Annotated in this window: 18 protein-coding genes; 9 read left to right on the top strand and 9 right to left on the bottom strand. The window is 53.0% G+C overall.

Annotation, left to right across the window (positions count from 1 at the left end; translation table 11 throughout):
• Positions 1-117: 117 nt before the first annotated feature.
• The gene (locus tag NNO08_RS17720) at positions 118-1,293 is read right to left on the bottom strand and encodes a DnaJ family molecular chaperone (RefSeq protein WP_271450149.1); all 1,176 of its coding nucleotides are present in this window, start codon (positions 1,291-1,293) and stop codon (positions 118-120) included.
• Between the two features lie 301 nt (positions 1,294-1,594).
• On the opposite strand from NNO08_RS17720, the gene NNO08_RS17715 reads away from it, so the two are divergent.
• The 3 genes from NNO08_RS17715 (at position 1,595) to pheP (ending at position 6,456) form a co-directional block, all read left to right on the top strand.
• Positions 1,595-2,677, top strand: coding sequence for a YncE family protein (locus tag NNO08_RS17715; RefSeq protein ID WP_271457213.1), 1,083 nt, complete (start codon positions 1,595-1,597; stop codon positions 2,675-2,677).
• A gap of 59 nt (positions 2,678-2,736) precedes the next feature.
• Positions 2,737-4,935, top strand: coding sequence for a TonB-dependent receptor (locus NNO08_RS17710; RefSeq protein WP_271457212.1), 2,199 nt, complete (start codon positions 2,737-2,739; stop codon positions 4,933-4,935).
• A gap of 126 nt (positions 4,936-5,061) precedes the next feature.
• Positions 5,062-6,456, top strand: coding sequence for a phenylalanine transporter (gene pheP, locus NNO08_RS17705; protein ID WP_271457211.1), 1,395 nt, complete (start codon positions 5,062-5,064; stop codon positions 6,454-6,456).
• Between the two features lie 54 nt (positions 6,457-6,510).
• On the opposite strand, the gene NNO08_RS17700 is transcribed toward pheP, so the two are convergent.
• The 4 genes from NNO08_RS17700 to NNO08_RS17685 all read right to left on the bottom strand — a co-directional run bounded on the left by NNO08_RS17700 (position 6,511) and on the right by NNO08_RS17685 (position 9,542).
• Positions 6,511-7,755 carry a mechanosensitive ion channel family protein gene (locus NNO08_RS17700; RefSeq protein WP_202039199.1) on the bottom strand — a complete coding sequence of 415 codons (1,245 nt, stop codon included), beginning with the start codon at positions 7,753-7,755 and terminating at the stop codon, positions 6,511-6,513.
• A 64-nt stretch (positions 7,756-7,819) separates the two neighbouring features.
• On the bottom strand, positions 7,820-8,473 hold the full coding sequence (nfsB, locus tag NNO08_RS17695; protein WP_271457210.1) for an oxygen-insensitive NAD(P)H nitroreductase: 654 nt from the start codon (positions 8,471-8,473) through the stop codon (positions 7,820-7,822).
• Between the two features lie 119 nt (positions 8,474-8,592).
• Positions 8,593-8,961, bottom strand: coding sequence for an MmcQ/YjbR family DNA-binding protein (locus NNO08_RS17690; protein WP_048212349.1), 369 nt, complete (start codon positions 8,959-8,961; stop codon positions 8,593-8,595).
• On the bottom strand, positions 8,961-9,542 hold the full coding sequence (locus NNO08_RS17685) for a TetR/AcrR family transcriptional regulator (protein WP_271457209.1): 582 nt from the start codon (positions 9,540-9,542) through the stop codon (positions 8,961-8,963). The genes NNO08_RS17690 and NNO08_RS17685 overlap by 1 nt, the downstream gene beginning before the upstream one ends.
• Before the next feature lie 191 nt (positions 9,543-9,733).
• On the opposite strand from NNO08_RS17685, the gene NNO08_RS17680 reads away from it, so the two are divergent.
• Both NNO08_RS17680 and NNO08_RS17675 read left to right on the top strand, forming a co-directional pair.
• Positions 9,734-10,846, top strand: a complete 1,113-nt coding sequence (locus NNO08_RS17680; RefSeq protein ID WP_271457208.1) for an MBL fold metallo-hydrolase — start codon at positions 9,734-9,736, stop codon at positions 10,844-10,846.
• Positions 10,847-10,863: 17 nt separating this feature from the next.
• Entirely contained in the window at positions 10,864-11,205 is a 342-nt protein-coding gene (locus tag NNO08_RS17675; protein ID WP_005122005.1) for a RamA family antibiotic efflux transcriptional regulator, read from the top strand.
• Between the two features lie 22 nt (positions 11,206-11,227).
• Here the strand turns inward: NNO08_RS17675 and NNO08_RS17670 are convergent, their stop codons facing one another.
• Together NNO08_RS17670 and NNO08_RS17665 are read right to left on the bottom strand one after the other, a co-directional pair.
• Positions 11,228-11,476 carry a DUF1158 family protein gene (locus NNO08_RS17670; protein WP_005122002.1) on the bottom strand — a complete coding sequence of 83 codons (249 nt, stop codon included), beginning with the start codon at positions 11,474-11,476 and terminating at the stop codon, positions 11,228-11,230.
• A gap of 66 nt (positions 11,477-11,542) precedes the next feature.
• A complete protein-coding gene (locus tag NNO08_RS17665) occupies positions 11,543-12,661 on the bottom strand; it encodes a YbdK family carboxylate-amine ligase (RefSeq protein WP_271457207.1) in 1,119 nt (372 codons plus the stop codon).
• A 144-nt stretch (positions 12,662-12,805) separates the two neighbouring features.
• Here NNO08_RS17665 and NNO08_RS17660 point away from each other — a divergent pair, with 144 nt between their 5' ends.
• Complete coding sequence (locus tag NNO08_RS17660; protein WP_271457206.1) at positions 12,806-13,510, top strand: GNAT family N-acetyltransferase; 705 nt, start codon at positions 12,806-12,808, stop codon at positions 13,508-13,510.
• A gap of 18 nt (positions 13,511-13,528) precedes the next feature.
• Here NNO08_RS17660 and entD read toward each other — a convergent pair whose 3' ends face one another.
• Together entD and NNO08_RS17650 are read right to left on the bottom strand one after the other, a co-directional pair.
• The gene (gene entD, locus NNO08_RS17655) at positions 13,529-14,206 is read right to left on the bottom strand and encodes an enterobactin synthase subunit EntD (RefSeq protein ID WP_271457205.1); all 678 of its coding nucleotides are present in this window, start codon (positions 14,204-14,206) and stop codon (positions 13,529-13,531) included.
• A 50-nt stretch (positions 14,207-14,256) separates the two neighbouring features.
• Positions 14,257-16,548, bottom strand: a complete 2,292-nt coding sequence (locus NNO08_RS17650) for a TonB-dependent siderophore receptor (RefSeq protein ID WP_271457204.1) — start codon at positions 16,546-16,548, stop codon at positions 14,257-14,259.
• 251 nt (positions 16,549-16,799) lie between these two features.
• On the opposite strand from NNO08_RS17650, the gene fes reads away from it, so the two are divergent.
• The 3 genes from fes to entF are packed head-to-tail and all read left to right on the top strand — an operon-like array spanning position 16,800 to position 22,153.
• Positions 16,800-18,017 carry an enterochelin esterase gene (gene fes / locus NNO08_RS17645; RefSeq protein WP_271441919.1) on the top strand — a complete coding sequence of 406 codons (1,218 nt, stop codon included), beginning with the start codon at positions 16,800-16,802 and terminating at the stop codon, positions 18,015-18,017.
• A 30-nt stretch (positions 18,018-18,047) separates the two neighbouring features.
• The gene (locus NNO08_RS17640; RefSeq protein WP_137379192.1) at positions 18,048-18,266 is read left to right on the top strand and encodes an MbtH family protein; all 219 of its coding nucleotides are present in this window, start codon (positions 18,048-18,050) and stop codon (positions 18,264-18,266) included.
• Positions 18,263-22,153: an enterobactin non-ribosomal peptide synthetase EntF gene (gene entF / locus NNO08_RS17635; RefSeq protein ID WP_271457203.1), complete on the top strand. Its 3,891-nt coding sequence runs from the start codon at positions 18,263-18,265 to the stop codon at positions 22,151-22,153. The genes NNO08_RS17640 and entF overlap by 4 nt, the downstream gene beginning before the upstream one ends.
• Positions 22,154-22,156 lie beyond the last annotated feature (3 nt).

The raw sequence follows: 22,156 nt of genomic DNA, 5'->3' as shown, positions 1-22,156 counted from the left end.
TTATATTCTTTTGGTTTATGGATTTTAAGGTGTTTTATCTAAAGTAAGCTTTTCGTGCTTAATCTAAAAATCAGTCTTGCAGCCGCTTTTTTGTCTGCTTTTTGTACGCGCATTTTCTCAGCCAGCCAATAGCTCTTGCTCCACTTGTTGTACCTGCATTTCCAGCGTAGTGCGGATTTCTGTCAGTGCTCGTTGCTGATCGGAGAAGTAGGCTTCTTTGTCTGTTACTGAAGTGGCAAGACGCCAGGCGTTTTCCGCTTCCAGATCGCTAATCTCTTTGAGCAGTGCATTAATTTGCTCCCTGAGCTGCTGAATCTTGCTACGTAAATGCTGCAGATCGTTTAATCGGTCACTTGCCATCATCGGTTCGAGCCCGGCTTGTAACTGGGTCAGTAATGCCCTAACCGCGGCCAGATCGGCATTTTGTCGTGCCTGATTAAGCTGCACCATCATCTGATGGGCTTTCTCTTTCAGATCATCCGCTACCACGTCCGGGTGGCAAAGGCGACTGGCCTGACGCCACAGGCGTTTTAACTCATTACGTTCATCTGCTGAAAGCCGCTGGTCGCGGGTGTAACGGTGCTGCGCATCCTGTTGTTGTTCCTGATATTCATCATACTCATGGCTGGCTTCCTCCTGTGCCTGACGGGTCGCGCTGTCGTCCTGGCGAGAAAAGTCGTTTTCCAGTTCACGAATTTCCGCCAGCAGGGCGGTGATAAGCTCAGTCTGTTGCTGAATGCGCTGGCGAGTTTCCACGGATTCGCGGGAGTCCGAACTCAGATTTACCCAGTGCTGCTTGAGTTTTGCCAGTTGATCAACGGCCTGTGAAATATAGTGCTGACAGGACTGATAATCTTTTTCCCGACGTTTTCGTTCTGCTTCCTGCTTCCGTTGCGCACTGGCAGCCAGCTGCTTACGCAGTTCGAGAATTCGGCTCATCAACGGTCCGAGGCGAAGATGGTACAGGTCATTGAAATCATCGAGGATTTGAATACGCGTATTGCGCTTATCAATCAGATCACGCAGTTGGGTTTCAAGCGCTTTCAGTTCGAGCTTACTGGCGGCAATGCCGGGGTCCTGCCACGTTGATACTGCGCGCTGGGATTGTAGCCAGTGTGTAATTTCACGCAGGGCATCGCCGAAACGCCGTTCTTCAATCGCCTGCACAATGACGCCGGGAATGACTGGCAAAGGTTCATTTTTCAGATGCGCCAATTGCTGGAAAATAATCTCTTCATCTTCCAGTTCGATAGCGCTTTTGACGATCTCAAGTCGTTTAATGATCTTATTCATGACAGTCGTTGCCTGGCGTGGTTCAAAAACGAGTGACTGAACCACGACAGGTTCACCCGTTTGAAAATGTTGGAAAAACAGTAAAGTGCATTCTGTGGCCTGCGATGCCTTTTCGTCCAGAATAATTCACTGTAATTATGAAAAAGCGGTACTACCGCGCACTTCTCCGCGTCTTTAAACCCTCGTTTCATCTTTTTTATTCACCGGCTAATTATTCTTGATCTGATAAAGATAATGCGTATAGTTCTCATTCTCCTTTTGTTATTAGCAATCTGCGTGAACTCTGGTAAGGACTCCGACAATGAAAAAAACAACATCCGCTCTGGCATTGTTGGCTGCCGTTGCATTAAGTGGCTGCACAGCTAACGCCACGCCAGCCAGTAACCCGGTGGCACAGGAAAAAACAATCGCCCCGGCAGCAACGGATATTCAGCAGCGCGCACTGGCTGACGGCTTGTATGAAATGGCGCTGAGTCCAGCGGGTGATGCGCTGTACGTCGCCAGTGCGGAAGGGTTCAAAGATGTTCAGGGTGGGGTGGTTTACAAGCTGGATCCGCAAACGCTGAAGACCCTCGGTCTAAGCCACACCGATCTGAAAAACTTTGGTATGGCTATCTCGCCAGACGGTAAAACAGTGTATGTCACAAACTCCCTGGATGGAGGGTTAAGCGCGCTGAATACCGCTGACGGCAAAGTCAAAAACCGTATCCTGTTCCCGGAACGTAATCCGCAAGGATTCCCATATGGCGCGCGCCAGGTACTGCTGCATAACGGTCTGCTCTATATTGGCGCCGTTGCCGATCCGGCGGTGATTTGGGTGGTCGATGCCGAAACACTGAAACTGAAAACCCGGATTAAAAATACCGGTAAATGGATGACCGGACTGCATTACTCAGAAATGACGCAGCGTATTTATGCGGCAAACGGCGGCGGCGAAATCCTCGTTATCAACCCGCGTACCCAGCGCGTTGAAAAACGCTGGCAGCCGCTGGGCGATAAACCCGCATTGCTGCTGAATATGGCGGAGGACCCGCAAACCGGTCGCCTGTTTGTCACCGACAATTCCAAAGCGAAAACGACATTGGTGTTGGATATTCATACGGGCAAGCTGCTTAAACAGCTGGATATCGGGGATTCGCTGGCGGTGAAATTCAATGCAAAACGCAACGAAATCTATATTACCCAGCGTGATTCTGGAAAATTGCTTAGCCTGAATGCAACGGATTACAGCGTGAAGAAAAGCTGGGATCTCCTCCCCAATCCAAACAGCCTGTTGCTCTCTGCTGATGGCCAAACCTTGTTTGTCACAGTGAAACAGAAATTCAATAAAGACCACTCCACCTCCGCGCCAGATAACGTGGTGCGTATCGAACTGAATAAATAATAACAACATGTTGCCGGGGCGTTCTCCGGCAACGTCGTCAGACTTTTAATGGCATGGCTATGGACAACACTAAAACATACGCACACTTAATGAGAAAAACGGTGCTGGCCGCTACTATTGGCGCGCTTTCCGGTACGGTGAATGCTGCTGAGACCCCGACAGAAGCGGAAGAGACCATTGTGGTACAGGCTGCAGAGGGACGTGATTTTAAACCCGGTGGTGATACGTTACTGCCTGCTTTTCTCGACGGTCAGGTTGCCAATGGCGGCAGGCTGGGGATGCTTGGTCAGCAAAATGCCATGGATGTGCCATTTAACGTTATAAGCTACACCTCAAAACTGGTCGAAGACCAGCAAGCTAAGACCGTAGCCGATGTTGTCGCCAATGACGCGAGCGTGCAGGCGGTACAAGGCTACGGTAACTACGCGGAGACATACCGTATTCGTGGTCTGAAACTTGACGGCGATGATATGACTTTTGGTGGATTATCCGGTGTGCTGCCGCGCCAGGTGGTGGATACGCAGATGATCGATCGCGTTGAAATCTTTAAAGGCGCGAATGGATTGCTCAATGGCGCGGCCGGTAGCGGTGTTGGCGGGATGATTAATCTTGAACCCAAGCATGCAGACGATACGCCGATCACACGCCTCGGTATGGATTACACCAGTGACTCACAGGTGGGAACGTCGCTCGATGCCGGACGCCGTTTTGGTGATAATAACCAGGTCGGCGCCCGTGTGAATCTGTTGCATCGTGAAGGGGAGGGGGCGGTAGACGACGATAAACGTCGTACTACGCTGGCATCGCTGGGACTGGATTACCGTGGCGACCGTTTCCGCAGTTCATTAGACGTTGGGTATCAGAAAAAGACGTTTCACGGCGGCAACATGGGAATCAATGTCTACTATGTGCCATTTGTCCCCGATTTGCCGAAAAATACGCACAACTATAGCCAGAGATGGGGCTATAGCGATATTGAAAATGAGTTCGGAATGGCGCGCACGGAATATGATCTGACTGATAACTGGACCGCTTATGCCGGTCTGGGTGCGCAGCACGCGCATGAGATTGGCTTGTACAGTGCCCCGGAAATATACAACCAGGCCGGTGATGCGAAAGCCGGACGCCTTGATACCAATCGTATTATTGATGCGTTCAGTGGGATGGCAGGGCTGCGCGGGAATTTTGATACGGGCTTTGTTTCGCATAAGGTGAACGTAGGTTATTCCGCCGTCACTAAAGAAGACAAAATCGCCTGGCGCATGGGGTCACGTGCCGCACGTCCGGACGTCAATATCTACGATACGCAAGCTGTCGCAAAACCCGCGGTGACGGCGACGGGAGGTAACTACAGCGATCCGCTAACCAGTGGACGTACGCGTAGTCAGGGGTGGTTACTCAGCGATACGTTGGGCGTACTTGATGATCAGCTTCTGTTTACTGTCGGCGCACGTCATCAAAAGGTCGTGGTGCGTGATTACAACAAAGAAACTGGCGCTGAAAACGTTAAGAACAGTTTTGATGACAGTCGCTGGATGCCGACGTACGGTGTTGTATATAAGCCGTGGCAGGAACTCTCTTTTTACGCGAACCATACCGAATCACTACAGCCAGGTAGCACCGCGCCAAGTAGTGCGGTGAACTACGGTCAAAGCACCGGAATCATCCATGCAAAACAGAATGAGGTTGGAGTCAAAACAGACTTTGGGCGTGTCGGCGGTTCACTGGCGCTGTTTGAAATCAAAATGCCGGTTGCGCAGTTGGATAGCCAGACCCGGTATTACGCAATCAACGGTGAGCAGCGTAACCGTGGCGTGGAGCTGAATGTTTTTGGTGAGCCGGTGTTAGGACTGCGGTTGAACGCCAGTGCAACGTGGCTGGATGCGACGCTCAGTAAAAATCAAAACGGCGTCAACAACGGTAACACGGCAATCGGCGTACCGGACTTCTATGCGGTGCTGGGGGCTGAATATGATATTAAGCCGGTTGAAGGACTCACCGCGACGGCACGGCTGAACCATTCTGGCGCTCAGTATGCCAACGCGGCAAATACCAAGAAACTCGACAGTTTTACCACACTGGATTTAGGTGTGCGTTACCGTATGTCACTCAATCAAAACCAGAACCAGATGATTTTGCGTGCAGGGGTCGATAACGTCACCAACGAAAATTACTGGTCAGGTATTGATGATACCGGGACTTATCTGTTCCAGGGGGAGCCACGCACGCTGAAGGTTTCCGTCAGTTACGACTTCTGATTTTTTTTCCTGGGCCTCGGTGCGTTGGGCAAGGATGCCCGGCGTATCCAAACGATTGCGCCTTGCGACAACCAGGTTGAAATGTTAAAAGAAGCCCCTTCAATAAAAACCACACAGGGGTAGGGCGTGAAAAACGCGTCAACTGCATCTGACACCAGCGTGTCCGATGCCGCGTCGACGAATGAACCGACGCTTCAGCGGGGGTTGCAAAACCGCCATATTCAGTTAATTGCGCTGGGCGGCGCAATTGGTACAGGCTTGTTTCTGGGAATCGGCCCGGCTATTCAGATGGCGGGACCTGCTGTATTACTCGGTTACGGTGTTGCCGGGATCATCGCGTTTCTGATTATGCGCCAGTTGGGCGAAATGGTGGTTGAAGAACCCGTTTCAGGATCGTTTGCCCACTTTGCCTATAAATACTGGGGGCCGTTCGCCGGTTTCTTGTCTGGTTGGAACTACTGGGTGATGTTTGTGCTGGTTGGCATGGCAGAACTCACCGCTGCCGGAATTTATATGCAGTACTGGCTGCCTGATGTCCCAACCTGGATTTGGGCCGCGGCTTTCTTCGTGATTATCAATGCGGTCAACCTGGTCAACGTGCGTCTGTATGGCGAAACGGAATTTTGGTTTGCGCTGATCAAAGTCCTGGCAATTATCGGCATGATTGGCTTTGGTATCTGGATGCTGTTTTCCGGCAACGGTGGCGAACATGCAAGCATCGATAACCTGTGGCGTTATAACGGCTTTTTCGCGACTGGCTGGAACGGACTGATCTTGTCGTTGGCGGTGATTATGTTCTCGTTTGGTGGTCTGGAACTGATCGGGATTACCGCTGCCGAAGCGCAGGACCCACAAAAAAGCATTCCGAAAGCGGTAAACCAGGTGGTGTATCGTATTTTGCTGTTTTACATCGGTTCACTGGTGGTGCTGTTAGCGCTGTATCCGTGGGTGGAAGTAAAATCGAATAGCAGCCCGTTCGTGATGATTTTCCATAATCTTGACAGTAACATGGTGGCATCTGCGCTGAATTTTGTCATTCTGGTGGCTTCGCTGTCGGTCTACAACAGCGGTGTTTATTCGAACAGCCGTATGCTGTTTGGCTTGTCGGTACAGGGAAATGCACCGAAATTCTTAACCCGGGTCAGCCGTCGTGGCGTACCGGTGAACTCATTGATTCTGTCCGGCGCGATTACGTCGCTGGTGGTGCTGATCAACTATGTGTTGCCGCAAAAAGCCTTCAGCCTGTTGATGGCGCTGGTGGTTGCGACGCTGCTATTGAACTGGATTATGATCTGTCTGGCGCACCTGCGTTTCCGGGCAGCAATGCGTCGTAAAGGGCGTGATACTCAGTTTAAAGCGTTGCTGTATCCGGCGGGTAACTACGTGTGCATCGCCTTCCTCGGCATGATTCTGGTGCTGATGTGCACTATGGATGATATGCGCCTGTCCGCTATCCTGCTGCCGGTGTGGATCCTGTTTCTGTTCGTGGCATTCAAACTGCTGCGTCGCAAGTCCCGCTAATATCTAACCGATCTCATCACCAGGATGAGATCGGTTCTTTCTTCATGCTACCGATTAACGCTGAAAGACACCTGCCAGTGCACGAATATCATTTCCGGTAGGGGATTGATGAATGCGTAAGCCAAACTCTTCGACGACGGCAAAAATATGGTCGAAGATATCAGCCTGAATACTTTCATATTCCAGCCATACCACCGTATTGGTAAACGCATAAATTTCAATCGGTAAACCGTGGTCATCGGGTGCAAGCTGGCGCACCATTAATGTCATATCTTTGCGAATGCGCGGGTGGTGGCGTAAATATTCGTTCAGATAAGCGCGGAAGGTGCCGATATTGGTCATCTGGCGATGATTCAATACGGACTCAGGCGCATCTAATTGCTGGTTCCACTCGCTGATTTCCTGGTGACGCGTGGTTAAATAGGGTTTCAGCAGATGCGCTTTATGCAATCGCTGGCGTTCATCTTCATCGAGAAAATGAATGCTGGTGGCATCGATGCTGATGCTACGTTTAATGCGTCGACCACCGGAGGCCGACATCCCGCTCCAGTTTTTAAACGAGTCTGATACCAGCGACCAGGTGGGGATAGTGGTGATGGTGTTATCCCAGTTGCGTACTTTTACCGTGGTTAATCCAATATCAATAACTGCGCCATCGGCACCGTATTTCGGCATTTCCAGCCAGTCGCCCAGCTTGAGCATATCGTTGGCTGAAAGCTGAATACCGGCGACCAGTCCGAGGATCGGATCTTTAAATACCAACATTAAGACGGCGGCCATCGCACCCAGACCGCTGATCAGTATTGCCGGGGACTGGCCAATCAGCAGAGATATCATCAGGATCCCGACGATAATTGCGCCAATTAACTTGATGCCCTGAAATATTCCTTTCAACGGCAGTTGTGATGCGGCAGGGAGTTTTTGCGACAGATTGAGAATCACGTCCAGCAGGGAGAATAAAGACAGCAGGGCGTACATCATGATCCACAACTGCGCGCAGGTGACTAATATTTCTGCGGCTTCACTGCCTTTCTGTAGCCAGAGGGCTGCCTGTATATTGACAATGATACCTTGCAGCGTGAATGCCAGTCGGTGAAATAACTTGTTCTGCGTGATGATTTGTAGCCACAGGCGGGAGCTGGCGTTGGCGCGCTTTTCAAATGCGCGTAATACCACCCAGTGCAAAATAACGTGAACAATAATGGCGGTGATAAAAATAATGCCAAAAATCATCACCAGCGAGGTGGTGTGATTTATTTCAATGCCGAGTTCTTCAACCTGAGATATCAATTCCTGCATAATGTCTCCTTAATAAACAGCGGTCTATGATGACCGCTGTGTGGAGCTTATGCAAATGTGGGGATCAGACTTCTGTCAGCGTCGTTTCTTGCGGCAGACGTGATTTTGGCAGGGCAGCGTTGAAGTCTTCTACGCTGTGATGACCCACCGGGACCACAACAACGCTGGTGTAACCTTTTTCTTTCAGACCAAATTCTGCATCCATGTTGGCCGCATCAAAGCCTTCAATCGGTACGGCATCCAGACCCATCGCCGCCACACCCAGCAGGAAGTTACCGACGTTCAGGTACACCTGTTTCGCCATCCAGTGGTTGTCGTCTTTCAGTTCCTTGCGGTGCAGGTCGGCAAAGAATGTACGACCTTTGTGGTTTGCAGCTTTGGCTTCCGGGGTAGCAAAGCGTCCATCGCGCTCTTCTTGATCCACCACGCGTTCCAGCCACGCATCGTCCATCGCCGTTTTGGCGCAGAACACCACGACGTGGGAAGCATCCAGCATTTTACGTTCGTTGAACACAAAGCCGCCGGCTGCGGATTTAGCCACCCGCGCTTTTCCTTCGTCAGTGCTGGCAACGATAAAGTGCCACGGCTGAGAGTTGGTACTGGACGGACTAAACTGCAGCAGTGTTTTTAATTTTTCTGCTTGCTCAGCGGTCAGTTTTTTATTCGGATCAAATGCCTTAGTGGAGTAACGTTTTAAGGCGACAGAAACAATATCCATAACTACTCCTGGTGGTTTTTCGTACCCTGCGGGTGCGTTTTGTTTCAGCAGGGTACAGGGTTAGCGGGAAAATGATAAGACCGAAAAATGCAAAAACACTTATCGACGCTAACGATAAATCAGCCAGGCCGTAAGCGTTTTTGATCCCGTTTAGGCAGGCCGTCTACCACCCGATGCCATGAGTCGTTCACCAGGTCAGTCAGTAATGACTCGCTAATATCATCGCCGGGGTAGACGGATATCCAGTGCTTTTTATTCATGTGATAGCCCGGTTCGATACTGCGGTAAATCTGCTGATTCAGCAGTGATTTTTGTGGGTCTGACTTCAAATTCACCAACGGACGACCGCGCTGCTCTGAGACAATCATAAAAATCTTACCGCCGACTTTGAAGACATCGTATTCCGGGCCGAACGGCCAGCATTGCTCAGTAAAAGGGAGTTCGAGTGCAATACGTTTAGCACATGCATGCAGCGTTTGGCCGTCCATTATTTTTCCTCGCGGGTCAGTGCGCGCCACATGGCCTCAAACCCCATCGAAATATATTCATTCGCGCGGGCAGGATCGCGGGCGGCAAATTCCATGGTTGTCTCTGCAAGTGAAAGAAAAAGCCCATCACCGAAGGCACGATATTCGTCAGACATAAATTCAGGGCGAACGGAACGATGACATAAATCGCGCAGTTCCGGGAACATATCGTCAGCCTGCTGTTCGGTTTCTTTGCTGATTTTCTCGCTGACGGCCAGTTGGCGGATAGTGCGATGTCCACAAGTATGGTCCAGACCCCAACTGATGTAGCTGTTCCAGATGTAGTGAGTCATGGTTTTGGCATCGGTCACTGAGCGATCCAGATTTGCCATCATTGACTGGCAGAGGTCTTGCTTTAAATGGAGGTAAAGCTCGTTGATCAGATCATCTTTTGTTGCGAAATAGCGAAACAACGTTCCCTCTGCGACACCTGCATTTCGGGCAATAACGGCGGTAGAGGCCGCAATACCTGATTGTGCAAATGCTATGGTTGCAGCTTCCAGTAATGCCTGTTTTTTGTCTTCACTCTTCGGACGAGCCACTACACTTTACCCCTAAGTCTGTAAAAAAATAGGATTGAATCACGGCCTTTGCAGCACCGCAACGGCGAATGTCAAAGATTGAAAATCATCTTGACGACGAACTTTCGATTTCTATAATGAGTGCTTACTCACTCATAATCAAGAGTCAGTCGCGCAATCCAGCGGAAAGGGGGCGCGTTTAAGGTCAGGATATGAAGCGTCTCACAGTTTGTGTGGTTGTTATTATGCTCATTGCCGCAGCAGCAAGTTTACCGTTTGTATTCAATGCCGGATTTGGTCAGGCGCCGCAAGGAGCACAACTGAGTCAGGTTGAACAGTCGCCACACTATCGTGATGGACAGTTTCATAATCAGGTCCCGACCCCGGGCTATACCGGCAACAAGGGTATGTTGGCGGCCTGGTGGGAGTTTCTGGTCGCGAAGCGAGAAAACGCGCGACCCGCGCAGCCGTTACCACTGGTTGCGACCGATCTCGCCAGTTTATCGCCACAGCAGGATACCCTTGTCTGGCTGGGGCATTCCTCATGGTATTTGCAGTTGGCGGGCCAGCGTATTCTTATTGATCCGGTGTTGAGCAATTATGCCGCACCGTTTTCATTCCTGAATAAAGCTTTTGCCGGTGAGTATCCGTGGACCGCGCAGACGATGCCGGAGATCGATCTTCTTATTATCTCGCATGATCACTACGACCATCTGGATCTCGCCACTATCAAGGCTCTGATGCCGAAGATTAAGCGCGTGATTACGCCACTTGGCGTGGGATCGCACCTGCGTTACTGGGGAATGAACAGCGAGATCATTGAGGAACGCGACTGGAATCAATCCGTCAAAGTGACGGATTCACTGATCGTCCATGTCCTGCCTGCCCGCCATTTTTCTGGCCGGGGGATTAAACGTAACCAAACGCTGTGGGCCAGTTTCATGTTTGAAACGCCGGAACAGAACGTTTACTACAGCGGCGACTCTGGCTACGGGCCGCATTTTAAAGCGATTGGCGAGCAGTTTGGCAAGGTCGATTTGGCAATCATGGAAAATGGCCAGTATGACCAGGACTGGAAGTTCATTCATATGATGCCGGAAGAGACCGCCCAGGCCGCAGCCGATCTCCACGCGAAAGCGGTATTACCCGGACATGCGGGTCGCTTCGTTCTGGCAAAACACACCTGGGATGATCCCTACAAAAGACTGGTTCTTGCCAGTCGCCGCCAACATTACCGATTGCTGACGCCAATGCTGGGTGAGCCGGTAACACTGTCCGAACCGGACCAACAGTTTACGGCCTGGTGGCAGCAGGCAACGCAATGAACAGAGGGGAGAGCATGATGACGATTTCTGCTCAGGTAATTGATACGATTGTTGAATGGATTGATGATAATTTGAATCAACCTTTGCGCATTGATGATATTGCGCGCCATGCGGGGTATTCAAAATGGCATCTGCAACGCCTTTTTCTGCAGTACAAAGGCGAGAGCCTCGGGCGTTATATCCGTGAACGTAAGCTATTATTAGCGGCACGCGATCTGCGCGATACCGACCAAAAAGTTTACGATATCTGCCTGAAGTATGGTTTCGATTCGCAGCAGACTTTCACGCGTATTTTTACCCGTACGTTTAGCCAGCCGCCTGGGGCATATCGTAAAGAAAATCACAGCCGCACACATTAACGGTATACGGGTTCTCGCGGGTCTATTCTGCCAGCGAGAACCAACGCCGCCAGATGAAGCGTAGTACAAAATACTCAATCACCCCGAGAAGCAAGAACCACAAACAAAACAACAAAGTATAAAACTGGTTAAGATCCATTAAATGGAAGGTTGTGACTAACTTTTGCGCCAACACCAGGCCAAGCGAAGGGGCGGGCAGCAGCAGACAGGAAAGCAGAGCCAGCAGCAGTATCCCGGCGGCGGTCATCAGTGATTCAAGCGGGTGTTTCATGACATTGTTAAACTTGAGTTAAAAAGCCATTGTCGGGGATATCGTTGGTTAACGCAAACGTCGCGCTTAATGTCCCGCCCAGATCTCACAGTGTTTTTTCACCAGTCCACTCAGCGAGCCACCGTTTGCCACAAAATCACGCATGTGCCTGACCTCATTGTGACCTTTTTTCACCTGCTGATGTAAGGTGTGAACGGCACTCGCTGCCCCCACTTTTTCCGCCGACGCGGCGACAGTGTCCAGTAAGCGTAGCGTGTCGTCCGCCAGGCGATGGCGATCCCCGGTATTCACGTCGGTGAGTATTCCTTCCATACCAAAACGACAGGCCTGAAAACGGTTGAACGTGTACAACAGATAATCATTTTCCTGATGCCTGAATGGCCGTTCGGTGAGTAACCAGTGGGCGGTAGCCTGAATAAGCCCAGCTATGTTAAGTGCGTGCTCAAGGGTCAGCGGGGTGTCCATCACCCGCACCTCTACCGTGCCAAAATGCGGACTGGGGCGAATATCCCAGTGCAAATCTTTAATGCTGTCAATCATGCTGGTATACGCCAGTCGGCGAAAGAGCCCGGTAAATTCCTGCCAGTTGCTCACCCACGGCATCGGGCCATTATCGGGAAATCCGGAGAAAATGTTCAGCCGTGCACAGGCAAAACGTGTATCGGCAGCCTGCATATAGGGCGAGGCCGCAGAGAGCGCAATAAAGTGGGGGACAAATCGCGACAGGCCGTGCAGCAGGTAAATCGCATCGTCACCGTTGGCGCAGCCGATATGGACATGCTGACCGAAAACCGTTGCCTGCTGAATAAGGTAGCCGAAGTTCTCCAGGTTCCGCCGATAGCGTTCGTCATCGCACACTTCCTGACGCTGCCATGTTTGAAACGGGTGCGTACCACCGCCGCAGATTTCGAGGTGAAGCGTTTGGGCTGCGCGCAAAACAAGGTGCTGCATGGTGGAAAACTGCGCGGCTGCCTGGTCAACATCGCGACACACCCCGGTCGCCATTTCCAGCATACTTTCGGTGATATCGTGCTTCACCTCGCCGACAGTGAGTTCTGACTTCACGGCGTCAATCAACCTGGACGCGTCCTGGCTCAGATCGTATCCCGGAGGATTGATTACCTGCATTTCCAGTTCAATGCCTAACGTAAAGGGGTCAGAGACATGAAAATCGGGTAGTGACATCGTGTTCTCCTGAGCGTTGATTTCTAATCAGTATAGAAGGGGCGGCGATTTTCTGTTCTGCGTGAAAAATCCCTGACCAGTGCTTTGAAGGCGAAATGGCGGGTGCTATAACGTGGTTTTTGTTCGCATAACAGGGGTTGAACAGTGCCAGAGATAAATCTGTATGGGCAGACGGTGGGTGATGCCCTGCCGGACTGGAATGGCGCAAATGCGCTGCCACGGAGTGTGCTTATTGGTCAATATTGCCGTCTGGAGCCCCTGGACGCTGACCGCCATGCCGCCGATTTGTTTGACGCCTACGCGCAGGCACCTGACGAACGTGACTGGACCTGGCTTGCCAGCACGCGTCCTGCGAGCGTAGAGGAGGCCGTGCGTTGGGTCACGGGCAAATCAACGGATGCCTCTTTGGTTCCCTATGCGGTGATTGATTTACAATCCGGGCGCGCCGTGGGGTTAGTCTCATTTATGGCGATCGACCTTGTAAATGGCTCGGTCGAGATAGGCCATGTGACCTGGTCGCCACGAATGAAGAATACGGTACTGGGTACAGAAACCGTCTGGCTGTTGCTGCGCCAGGCGTTTGCGCTGGGCTATCGTCGCGTGGAGTGGAAATGCGATTCTCTGAACGTCGCATCCCGCCGTGCGGCGGAGCGTTTAGGGTTTATCCATGAAGGGCGCTTTCGCCAGAAAATGGTGCGTAAGGGGCGTAATCGCGACAGCGACTGGTTATCAATGATTGACGATGAGTGGCCACAGCGTGACGCTGTTTTGCAGCGTTGGCTGGCTGTCGACAACTTTGATGAAAACGGGCGACAACGCCGAACGCTGGCGGCGTTTCAACCGGCATAGTGCGTTTGCCCTGACCACTCAGACAGAAAAGGCTGGCGAGTATGATGGTGGGGCCGGGCATAGGGTAATGATGTTTTCTTCACGCCGAAACCAGCTAACGTTAACGCTCAGCCCGGCGAGGCTTTGCGAAAATGACGGCGTGATTTGCAAGGTGATCTGCGTTGTGGTGAGAGCGATAACGTTGGCGCTGGAGAAGCCCGGAAGGTGCGTCAAGTGCGCTGAAAATGCCTTATACAGGCTCTCTTTGGCGCTGAAGGCCAGGGTTAAGGCGAGCGGAAAGGGGAGTGACGCGTGAAGCAAAACCTGTCGCTCAGTATTGTCGATAATACTGTTAGTCAGGTCGGCTGCGACCTGCGGCGAAAAAATAGCCTCAATGTCCAGTCCGACGGGGTGACGTGAGACGACAGCCAGTGCCGTTGTTGCGCTATGGCTGATACTGCCAAAGAGGCCATGTGGCCACAGCGGTTGTCGCTGCTCGCCGATGCCGGGCACCGTTTTGATACCGTATTCACGTAAAGCATGTATTGCAGCGATACGTCCTGCTAAGTGTTCTGCTTTACGTTTACGTGCGCCAGCGGTTAGCTGGGCATGGTGAGGGAGCCAGAGCAGATCGTGTTCGTGAAAACTGTTGGGATCAAATTCGATGATCTGTAGCGAATAGTCTGCGAAAGGGAATGATGTGTGTATTGTACGCATGATTTTGTATTGTTTCCCTCTCCCCACCGGGAGGAGAGGGAACAACGCTATCAGAAGTGGGTATTCACGCTCATGAACCACGTACGACCCGGTTCGTTATAGGTGTACGCGCCAGCGCCCGCCATATAATTACCGGTAACGATATCGCCAGTGGTCTGGGCATTGCCTTCACGCCACAGACGCTTGTCAAAGACGTTATCCACGCCGCCGGTCAGGCTGACGTTTTTGGTCACGTCCCAGGTCGCGCTCAGGCCGACGATGCTGTACGGACTCACTTCTTGTGCCGAGCTGCCGGTCACCGGTTTACCCTGGTAATCGTATTTCTTCGGCTGCTGTTTGCCGTACCATGTAAAGGTGGATTGCAGTGACAGATCTTCACGAGCCTGCCAGCTCAATGTTGAGTTCAGCGTGTACTCAGGAATAATCGACAGGCGCTCGCCGGTCTCTTTATTCTTACTTTGCAGCATGTAAGTGATGTTGTTGGTCCAGTTAACGGTCTCGCTAACCGGTACGTTCAACGTCCCTTCCAGACCTTCAACCACCGCTTTAGGAATGTTTTCCCACTGATAGATATCGGTGTAGGTTGTGGTGGTCTTGCCCGTAGTTGCGTTTTTCTTGCTGATAGAGGTTCTGTCAAACGGTACCGTACCCGCTTCAATCTTGTTACGGTAATCGTTGCGGAACCAGGTAATGCCGGCCAGCCAGCCGTCACGTTTGAACTCCAGACCAATCTCTTTGTTGATGCTGGTTTCAGCTTTCAGGTCATCGTTACCCATCATGTAGCAGCCAATACCGGTTGCGGAACCGGTGGCGTAGCAGCCCTGGCCTTTACTGTACAGAATGTAATTTGGGTTGAGCTGATACAGGCTCGGTGCTTTATAGGCGCGCGCGATACCCATCTTCAGGGTGAAGTCATCGCCCAGACCTTGGGACAGGTTCAGCGACGGGCTCCAGTTGTCGCCCACAATGCTGTGATGGTCGAAACGCAGACCCGGTGTCAGCATGGTGCTGTCGGTCAGCTCCATGTTGTTTTCGGCAAACAGAGAGAAGATCTCGGCTTTCGAATATGGGCTGCGATCGGTGCTGCTGTAGCCTGGAATATTACCGCCCATAAAGGTCTGCGAGTTAGACAGCATGTCTTTCATGCGCTGCTGGTTCCATTCAGTACCCAGCGTCAGGTTTTGATTGACCAGCAGATCCAACGGAATGCTGATCTCACTGTGCAGCATGACGTCATTCAGGTCGGCATCGACATATTTTTGTGAAGCATTCGGGTCGAAGATCCCCTCTGTTCCCCCGGCCAGACCTTCCGGCGTGCGAGAGTTACGCGTGTGTTCGTACTGCACCCAGTTGCTGGTGGTGACACCATTATCCCAGCCGCCGTTCCAGGTCAGCGAGTAGTTCTGACGGTACAGACGGTTAGTTTCTTTACCGTAGTTATCTTTCACCAGCTGGTTAGTGTTGGTATTTTGCGTGTCACCCGCGTACAGGTTGCCCTGGCGGCTATAACCCGCTTCCAGTTCCAGTGACTGAAGTGGGGCGAAATCCCAACGCACAATACCGTTGATATCTTTGTTGATCACCCCTTCGCGACCGGCCGGTAAGGTATTGGAATACGTACCTGTACGTTCTGACTGATGGCCCTGGTTGATGTCCCACGCGTCTGCCTGGGTTTTGTCGAGGTTACCGTACAGACGGAAGCTGAAATCTCCGCCCATTGGGCCATTCAGGCTAAAGTTGGTGCGTTTGGTCGAACCTTCGTCTTTGTGCTCCGGCGCGTTGAAATAGGTATCCCATGAACCGTGCCATTCACTGCTGCCTTTTTTGGTGATGATATTCACCACACCACCTGCCGCGCCGTTGCCGTAGCGTGCCGCTGCTGGGCCGCGCAGGACTTCAATGCGTTCAATCATTTCTGGTGGTACCCAGGCGGTATCACCGCGGGTATCACGCTCACCACGCCACCCCTGACGCACTGAGTTGCGGCTGGTCACCGGTTTACCGTCGATCAAAATCAGGGTGTTTTCTGGCCCCATGCCGCGAATATCGATCTGGCGGTTGTTGCCGCGCTGACCGCTGGTTGAGTTACCAGTCAGGTTCACACCAGGCATGGTACGGATGATTTCCGAGACGTCGCGAGCCGGAGGGTTCTTACGAATTTCATCAGCGGTGATGGTTGAAACGCCTGGAGCCTGCAGGTTCTGCTGAGCGGCGGTGACGACGATGGTGTCTTCATGAGAGACGGCGGCGCTATCGGTTTTATCTTCTGCCATCGCGGGCAGTGCTACCCCGTAAATCCCTAAATTGACCAATAAGGCCAGTGAATGAATCTTGTTGTTCATTGTATGTCCTGCTTTCTTTTAGCCACGAGTACCCGTGTGCCGTTTTGGGCACCAGGCCTGATGTCGCCCGCATCTGCGTAAACCCTCCGTTCCAGAAAAAGTACGCAGCGCCAGGTCGGTTTATAAGTGGTGAAAAACTGTGCGCGCTTCCCACAGCGCGTCAATACGCTATTGCAAATGCAAATAGTTATCAATAATATTATCAATATATTTCACGCTCAGATATAAAATTTCACAATAAACATGGGGTTATGACGGTGACGGCGTTAATGATGGGAAGCGAGGCGTGGTGGCAGTCAAAAAATGGCCCTGAATGGGAGCGTGAAGACAACGGAGATTACCGCGTAACGTTCTGGTGGCGTGACCCACAGGGAACCGAAAAAGAGTCAGCCATTCGCCGGGTGTGGGTCTACATCACGGGCGTTACCGATCATCATCAAAATGCCGTCCCCCAGTCGATGAGACGTATTGATGGGACGAATGTTTGGTGCTGGAGCATTTCCCTGAGCGCTAACTGGCGCGGCAGCTACTGTTTTATCCCCTCCGATCGAAACGATATTTTTGCCTCACTGGCACCGGGTGAAACGCCCGATCGCACTGTGCTACGCGAAGGCTGGCGACAACTGTTGCCACAGGCTATTGCGGACCCTCTCAATACTCAAAGCTGGAAAGGGGGCCGGGGGCATGCGGTGTCCGCCCTGGAGATGCCAGATGCTCCCGTACAGCCGGGATGGGATCGCCCTGAAAACCCCGGCTCGCCCGCCGTATGCCTGCAATGGCACAGTGACCGGTTGGGTAATACGCGCCGGGTGTGGGTTTTCACCACCGGTGAAGCCAACCCGGAAGAACGTCCCCTGGCTATTCTGCTGGACGGACAATTTTGGGCACAGAGTATGCCGGTCTGGCCGGCTCTGACCTCACTCACTCATCGTGGCCAGCTTCCTCCCGCGGTATATCTCCTGATTGATGCCATTGACACGCCGCATCGCAGCCATGAGTTGCCGTGTAACGCTGATTTTTGGCTGGCAGTTCAGCAGGAATTATTGCCGCGGGTGAAGACCACGACGCCATTCAGCGACGACCCGCAGCGTACGGTGGTTGCCGGGCAAAGTTTTGGCGGTTTGGCTTCGCTGTATGCCGGACTGAACTGGCCGGATCGGTTTGGCTGCGTACTCAGTCAGTCCGGATCTTATTGGTGGCCGCATCGCGGTGGCCATCAGGATGGCGTGATTATTGAACAACTGAAGGCCGGAACGCTAAGCGTTCAGGGTTTACGTATTGTGCTGGAAGCCGGGACCCGCGAGCCGATTATTTTTCGTGCTAATCAGGCGCTATTTGCCCAATTTCCCTCTGCACCACAGTCTATTTTCTGGCGTCAGGTTGAGGGTGGACATGATGCGCTTTGCTGGCGCGGCGGTTTAATGCAAGGGCTGATGACGCTCTGGCAACCGCTCACTGACACGCTTTAACCGGACGATGTTCCACGACAGGAGTTGAGTATGGAATTCAGTAACCCCTTCGATAACCCGCAGGGACAGTTTTACATTCTGCAAAACCCACAACGTCAATTCAGCCTCTGGCCTCAGCAGTGCTCACTTCCTGCTGGCTGGACGGTTGCGTGTGAACCGCAGTCGCAGGAAGTCTGCCAGCAATGGCTGGATGCGAACTGGACTACGCTGACGCCAGCGAACTATGTCGATGTACAGGAGGCGCAATGACTCAGCGCTTACCCTTAGTTGCGGCCCAGCCAGGGATTTGGATGGCAGAAAAGCTCTCCACATTGCCCTCGGCGTGGAGCGTTGCACACTATGTCGAATTAACCGGTGAACTGAATGCACCACTGCTGGCAAAGGCGGTCGTGGCCGGTCTGGAGCATGCGGATACCCTGCGGATGCAGTTCACTGAGGATAACGGTGAAATCTGGCAATGGGTTGATCCTACGCTCACCTTTGCTGAACCTGACATACTCGATTTACGCGATGAGTCCAGTCCGCACGAGGCGGCACGCGCGTTGATGCGGGCGGATCTGCAACAGGATCTTCGCGTTGACGGCGGCAAGCCGCTGGTCTTCCATCTGCTCATTCAGGTGGGAGATAAACGCTGGTACTGGTATCAACGCTATCATCACTTACTGGTTGATGGCTTTAGTTTCCCAGCTATTACCCGCCAGATTGCTGCCATTTACACAGCGTGGCTGCGCGGTGAATCCACGCCAGCCTCGCCATTTACGCCGTTTGCCGAGGTCGTGGAAGAGTATCAACAGTATCGTCAAAGCGATGCCTGGCAACGTGATCGCGCATTCTGGGCTGAGCAACGCCAACACCTGCCGCCGCCGGCTTCATTGTCGAACAAACCGCTGCCGGGTCGCTCAGCCAGCGCGGATATTATTCGGATGAAGTTAACGGCACCTGAAGGTTCATTCCGCCTGCTTGCGTCGCGTATGCCAGATGTTCAGCGTGCGGATCTGGCGCTGGCGCTGGTTGCATTGTGGCTCGGTCGTTTATGCAGCCGAATGGACTATGCCGCCGGGTTTATCTTTATGCGCCGCATGGGATCAGCGGCGCTTACCGCTACCGGACCGGTGTTAAATGTCCTGCCCTTTGGTGTGAGACTTGATGCAGCAGAAAGTCTCCCTGTGCTTGCGCAACGACTGGCCAGCCAGATGAAGAAAATGCGCCGACACCAGCGCTATGATGCCGAACAAATTGTCCGTGACAGCGGGCGTGCTGCCGGGGCTGAACCACTGTTTGGCCCGGTGCTGAACGTGAAGATCTTTGACTATCAGTTGAATATTCCTGGCGTGCAGGCACAAACCCATACGCTGGCGACGGGGCCGGTTAACGATCTGGAACTGGCGCTGTTCCCGGATGAAAACGGCGGGTTGAGCATTGAGATTCTGGCGAATAAGCAGCGATATGACGCCGCTACGTTGGCACAACATGCTTCGCGTTTAACGGCGCTTATCGCGCAATTTGCCGCAAATCCGGCGCTACGCTGCGGGGATGCAGAGATGCTGCTGGCGTCTGAGCACGAACAGCTGGCGACAATTAACAATACGGCAGTGACGATCCCTTCCACCACATTGAGTGCGCTGGTGGCTGGGCAAGCCAGCAAAACACCGGATGCGCCGGCGCTGGCCGATGCCCGCTATCAGTTTAGCTATCGCGAAATGCGTCAGCAGGTGGTGGCACTGGCAAAATTGCTGCGCGAACGCGGTGTGCGCCCTGGGGACAGTGTGGCGGTTGCCTTACCGCGCTCCGTTTTCCTGACGCTGGCGCTGCACGGTATCGTCGAAGCGGGGGCCGCCTGGTTACCGCTGGATACCGGATATCCGGATGATCGCCTGCGGATGATGCTGGAAGACGCTAAACCTACGTTGCTTATCACCACTGATGAACAACGGGTTCGTTTTAGCGATATCCCTGGGCTGGAAAGCTTGTGCTACACCGCGCCATTGCCAGAACAAGATGACACACCATTAGCATTATCACGACCAAATCATACGGCCTATATCATCTTCACCTCAGGCTCGACGGGCAGACCAAAAGGGGTGATGGTGGGGCAAACCGCCATCGTTAACCGCCTGCTATGGATGCAGAATCACTATCCGCTGACAGTCGACGATGTGGTGGCGCAAAAAACGCCATGCAGTTTTGATGTTTCGGTCTGGGAATTTTTCTGGCCCTTCATTGCCGGCGCAAAATTGGTGATGGCTGAACCAGAGGCACATCGTGACCCGCTGGCGATGCAACAGTTCTTCGCGAGGTTTGGGGTAACGACAACGCACTTTGTACCGTCGATGCTGGCGGCGTTTGTGACCTCACTGACGCCAGAAACGGCGCGGGAAAGCTGCTCCACGTTGAAACAGGTGTTTTGTAGCGGTGAAGCGCTGCCGGCAGAGCTGTGCCGCGAATGGGAGCAACTGACCCATGCGCCGCTGCACAATTTGTATGGGCCAACCGAGGCGGCGGTAGATGTCAGCTGGTATCCAGCCTGGGGTGAGGAACTCGCTGCCGTGACCGGCAACAGCGTACCCATCGGCTATCCGGTCTGGAATACCGGTTTGCGGATCCTCGATGCCATGATGCGTCCAGTGCCCATTGGTGTCGCCGGTGATCTGTACCTGACGGGGATCCAACTGGCGCAGGGATATCTCGGCCGACCAGATCTGACGGCGAGCCGTTTTATTGCCGATCCCTTTAACCCTGGCGAACGTATGTACCGTACCGGAGACGTGGCGCGCTGGCTGGAAAATGGGGCTGTGGAATATCTTGGGCGCAGTGATGACCAGCTAAAAATCCGTGGACAGCGTATTGAACTGGGCGAGATTGATCGGGTGATGCAGCAGTTGCCTGATGTTGAGCATGCTGTTGCCCATGCCTGCGTATTCAATCAGGCGGTAGCGACAGGCGGCGATGCGCGCCAGTTAGTGGGCTATCTGGTGTCACAATCGGGTTTGCCGCTGGATATTCCGGCATTGCGCGAGAGTCTGCGCGCAACCCTGCCTGCACATATGGTACCGACAGTGCTGCTGCAACTGGCGGAGCTACCACTCAGCGCCAACGGTAAGCTGGATCGTAAAGCGTTACCGATGCCACAACTGACGTCACGCCAGAAAGGGCGGGCACCGCGAGCCGGGACTGAAACCACGATTGCTCAGGCGTTCACGGCCTTGCTGGGTTGTGAGGTCAATGATGTTGAAGCGGATTTCTTTGCGCTTGGCGGGCATTCTCTGCTGGCGATGAAGCTGGCGGCACAATTGAGTCGCATTTTTGCGCGCCAGGTAACGCCTGGGCAGATTATGGTGGCCTCGACCGTCGAACAGCTCAGCGCATTGCTGGATAGCAATGATGACGAGCAGTCGCAACGGCTGGGATTTGAAACGTTGCTGCCGCTGCGTGAGAGCGATGGGCCTGTGCTGTTCTGCTTCCATCCGGCATCGGGTTTCGCCTGGCAGTTTAGCGTGTTGTCGCGCTACCTTCCCCCACAGTGGTCGATTATGGGTATCCAGTCGCCGCGACCGGATGGCCCGATGCAGACAGCAGAAAACCTGGATGCGGTGTGCGAACAGCACCTGGCAACGTTACTTCGCCAGCAACCTCATGGACCTTATTATCTGATTGGGTACTCGTTGGGCGGTACGCTGGCGCAGGGCATTGCTGCCCGATTACACGCGCGCGGAGAAACGGTCGCGTTTCTTGGCCTGCTGGATACCTGGCCGCCGGAAACGCAAAATTGGTCGGAAAAAGAGGCCAATGGACTCGACCCGGAAGTGTTGGCGGAAATTGATCGTGAGCGGGAGGCGTTTCTGATGGCTCAACAGGGTAATGCGTCCGACGCATTGTTTAGCGCTATCGAAGGTAACTACGCCGATGCGGTTCGACTGCTGAGTACGGCACATAGCGTACCTTTTGCGGGACACGCGACGCTGTTTGTTGCTGAACGCACGTTACCGCCGGGAGTCAGCCCGGAACGCAGTTGGTCGCCGTGGATTTCCAGTCTGGATGTTTATCGCCAGGATTGCGCGCACGTCGATATCATTACGCCGATGGCTTTCGAGAAGATTGGGCCAGTCATGCGTGACGTGCTCAAAGGTATCCAATAAATG

Origin of the sequence: Citrobacter sp. Igbk 17, assembly GCF_028069775.1 — a bacterium.
In the GTDB taxonomy this organism is placed as follows: Bacteria; Pseudomonadota; Gammaproteobacteria; order Enterobacterales; family Enterobacteriaceae; genus Citrobacter.
Note: the sequence above shows the minus strand (reverse complement) of the source record. Positions and strands in the feature narration are given on the sequence as shown.

What these genes read in the sequence shown, in the direction of transcription:
- NNO08_RS17720 (WP_271450149.1), bottom strand. Translation starts at nt 1,293, where the DNA reads ATGAATAAGATCATTAAACGACTTGAGATCGTCAAAAGCGCTATCGAA.
- NNO08_RS17715 (WP_271457213.1), top strand. Translation starts at nt 1,595, where the DNA reads ATGAAAAAAACAACATCCGCTCTGGCATTGTTGGCTGCCGTTGCATTA.
- NNO08_RS17710 (WP_271457212.1), top strand. Translation starts at nt 2,737, where the DNA reads ATGGACAACACTAAAACATACGCACACTTAATGAGAAAAACGGTGCTG.
- NNO08_RS17700 (WP_202039199.1), bottom strand. Translation starts at nt 7,755, where the DNA reads ATGCAGGAATTGATATCTCAGGTTGAAGAACTCGGCATTGAAATAAAT.
- nfsB (WP_271457210.1), bottom strand. Translation starts at nt 8,473, where the DNA reads ATGGATATTGTTTCTGTCGCCTTAAAACGTTACTCCACTAAGGCATTT.
- NNO08_RS17690 (WP_048212349.1), bottom strand. Translation starts at nt 8,961, where the DNA reads ATGGACGGCCAAACGCTGCATGCATGTGCTAAACGTATTGCACTCGAA.
- NNO08_RS17680 (WP_271457208.1), top strand. Translation starts at nt 9,734, where the DNA reads ATGAAGCGTCTCACAGTTTGTGTGGTTGTTATTATGCTCATTGCCGCA.
- NNO08_RS17675 (WP_005122005.1), top strand. Translation starts at nt 10,864, where the DNA reads ATGACGATTTCTGCTCAGGTAATTGATACGATTGTTGAATGGATTGAT.
- NNO08_RS17670 (WP_005122002.1), bottom strand. Translation starts at nt 11,476, where the DNA reads ATGAAACACCCGCTTGAATCACTGATGACCGCCGCCGGGATACTGCTG.
- NNO08_RS17665 (WP_271457207.1), bottom strand. Translation starts at nt 12,661, where the DNA reads ATGTCACTACCCGATTTTCATGTCTCTGACCCCTTTACGTTAGGCATT.
- entD (WP_271457205.1), bottom strand. Translation starts at nt 14,206, where the DNA reads ATGCGTACAATACACACATCATTCCCTTTCGCAGACTATTCGCTACAG.
- NNO08_RS17650 (WP_271457204.1), bottom strand. Translation starts at nt 16,548, where the DNA reads ATGAACAACAAGATTCATTCACTGGCCTTATTGGTCAATTTAGGGATT.
- fes (WP_271441919.1), top strand. Translation starts at nt 16,800, where the DNA reads ATGACGGTGACGGCGTTAATGATGGGAAGCGAGGCGTGGTGGCAGTCA.
- NNO08_RS17640 (WP_137379192.1), top strand. Translation starts at nt 18,048, where the DNA reads ATGGAATTCAGTAACCCCTTCGATAACCCGCAGGGACAGTTTTACATT.
- entF (WP_271457203.1), top strand. Translation starts at nt 18,263, where the DNA reads ATGACTCAGCGCTTACCCTTAGTTGCGGCCCAGCCAGGGATTTGGATG.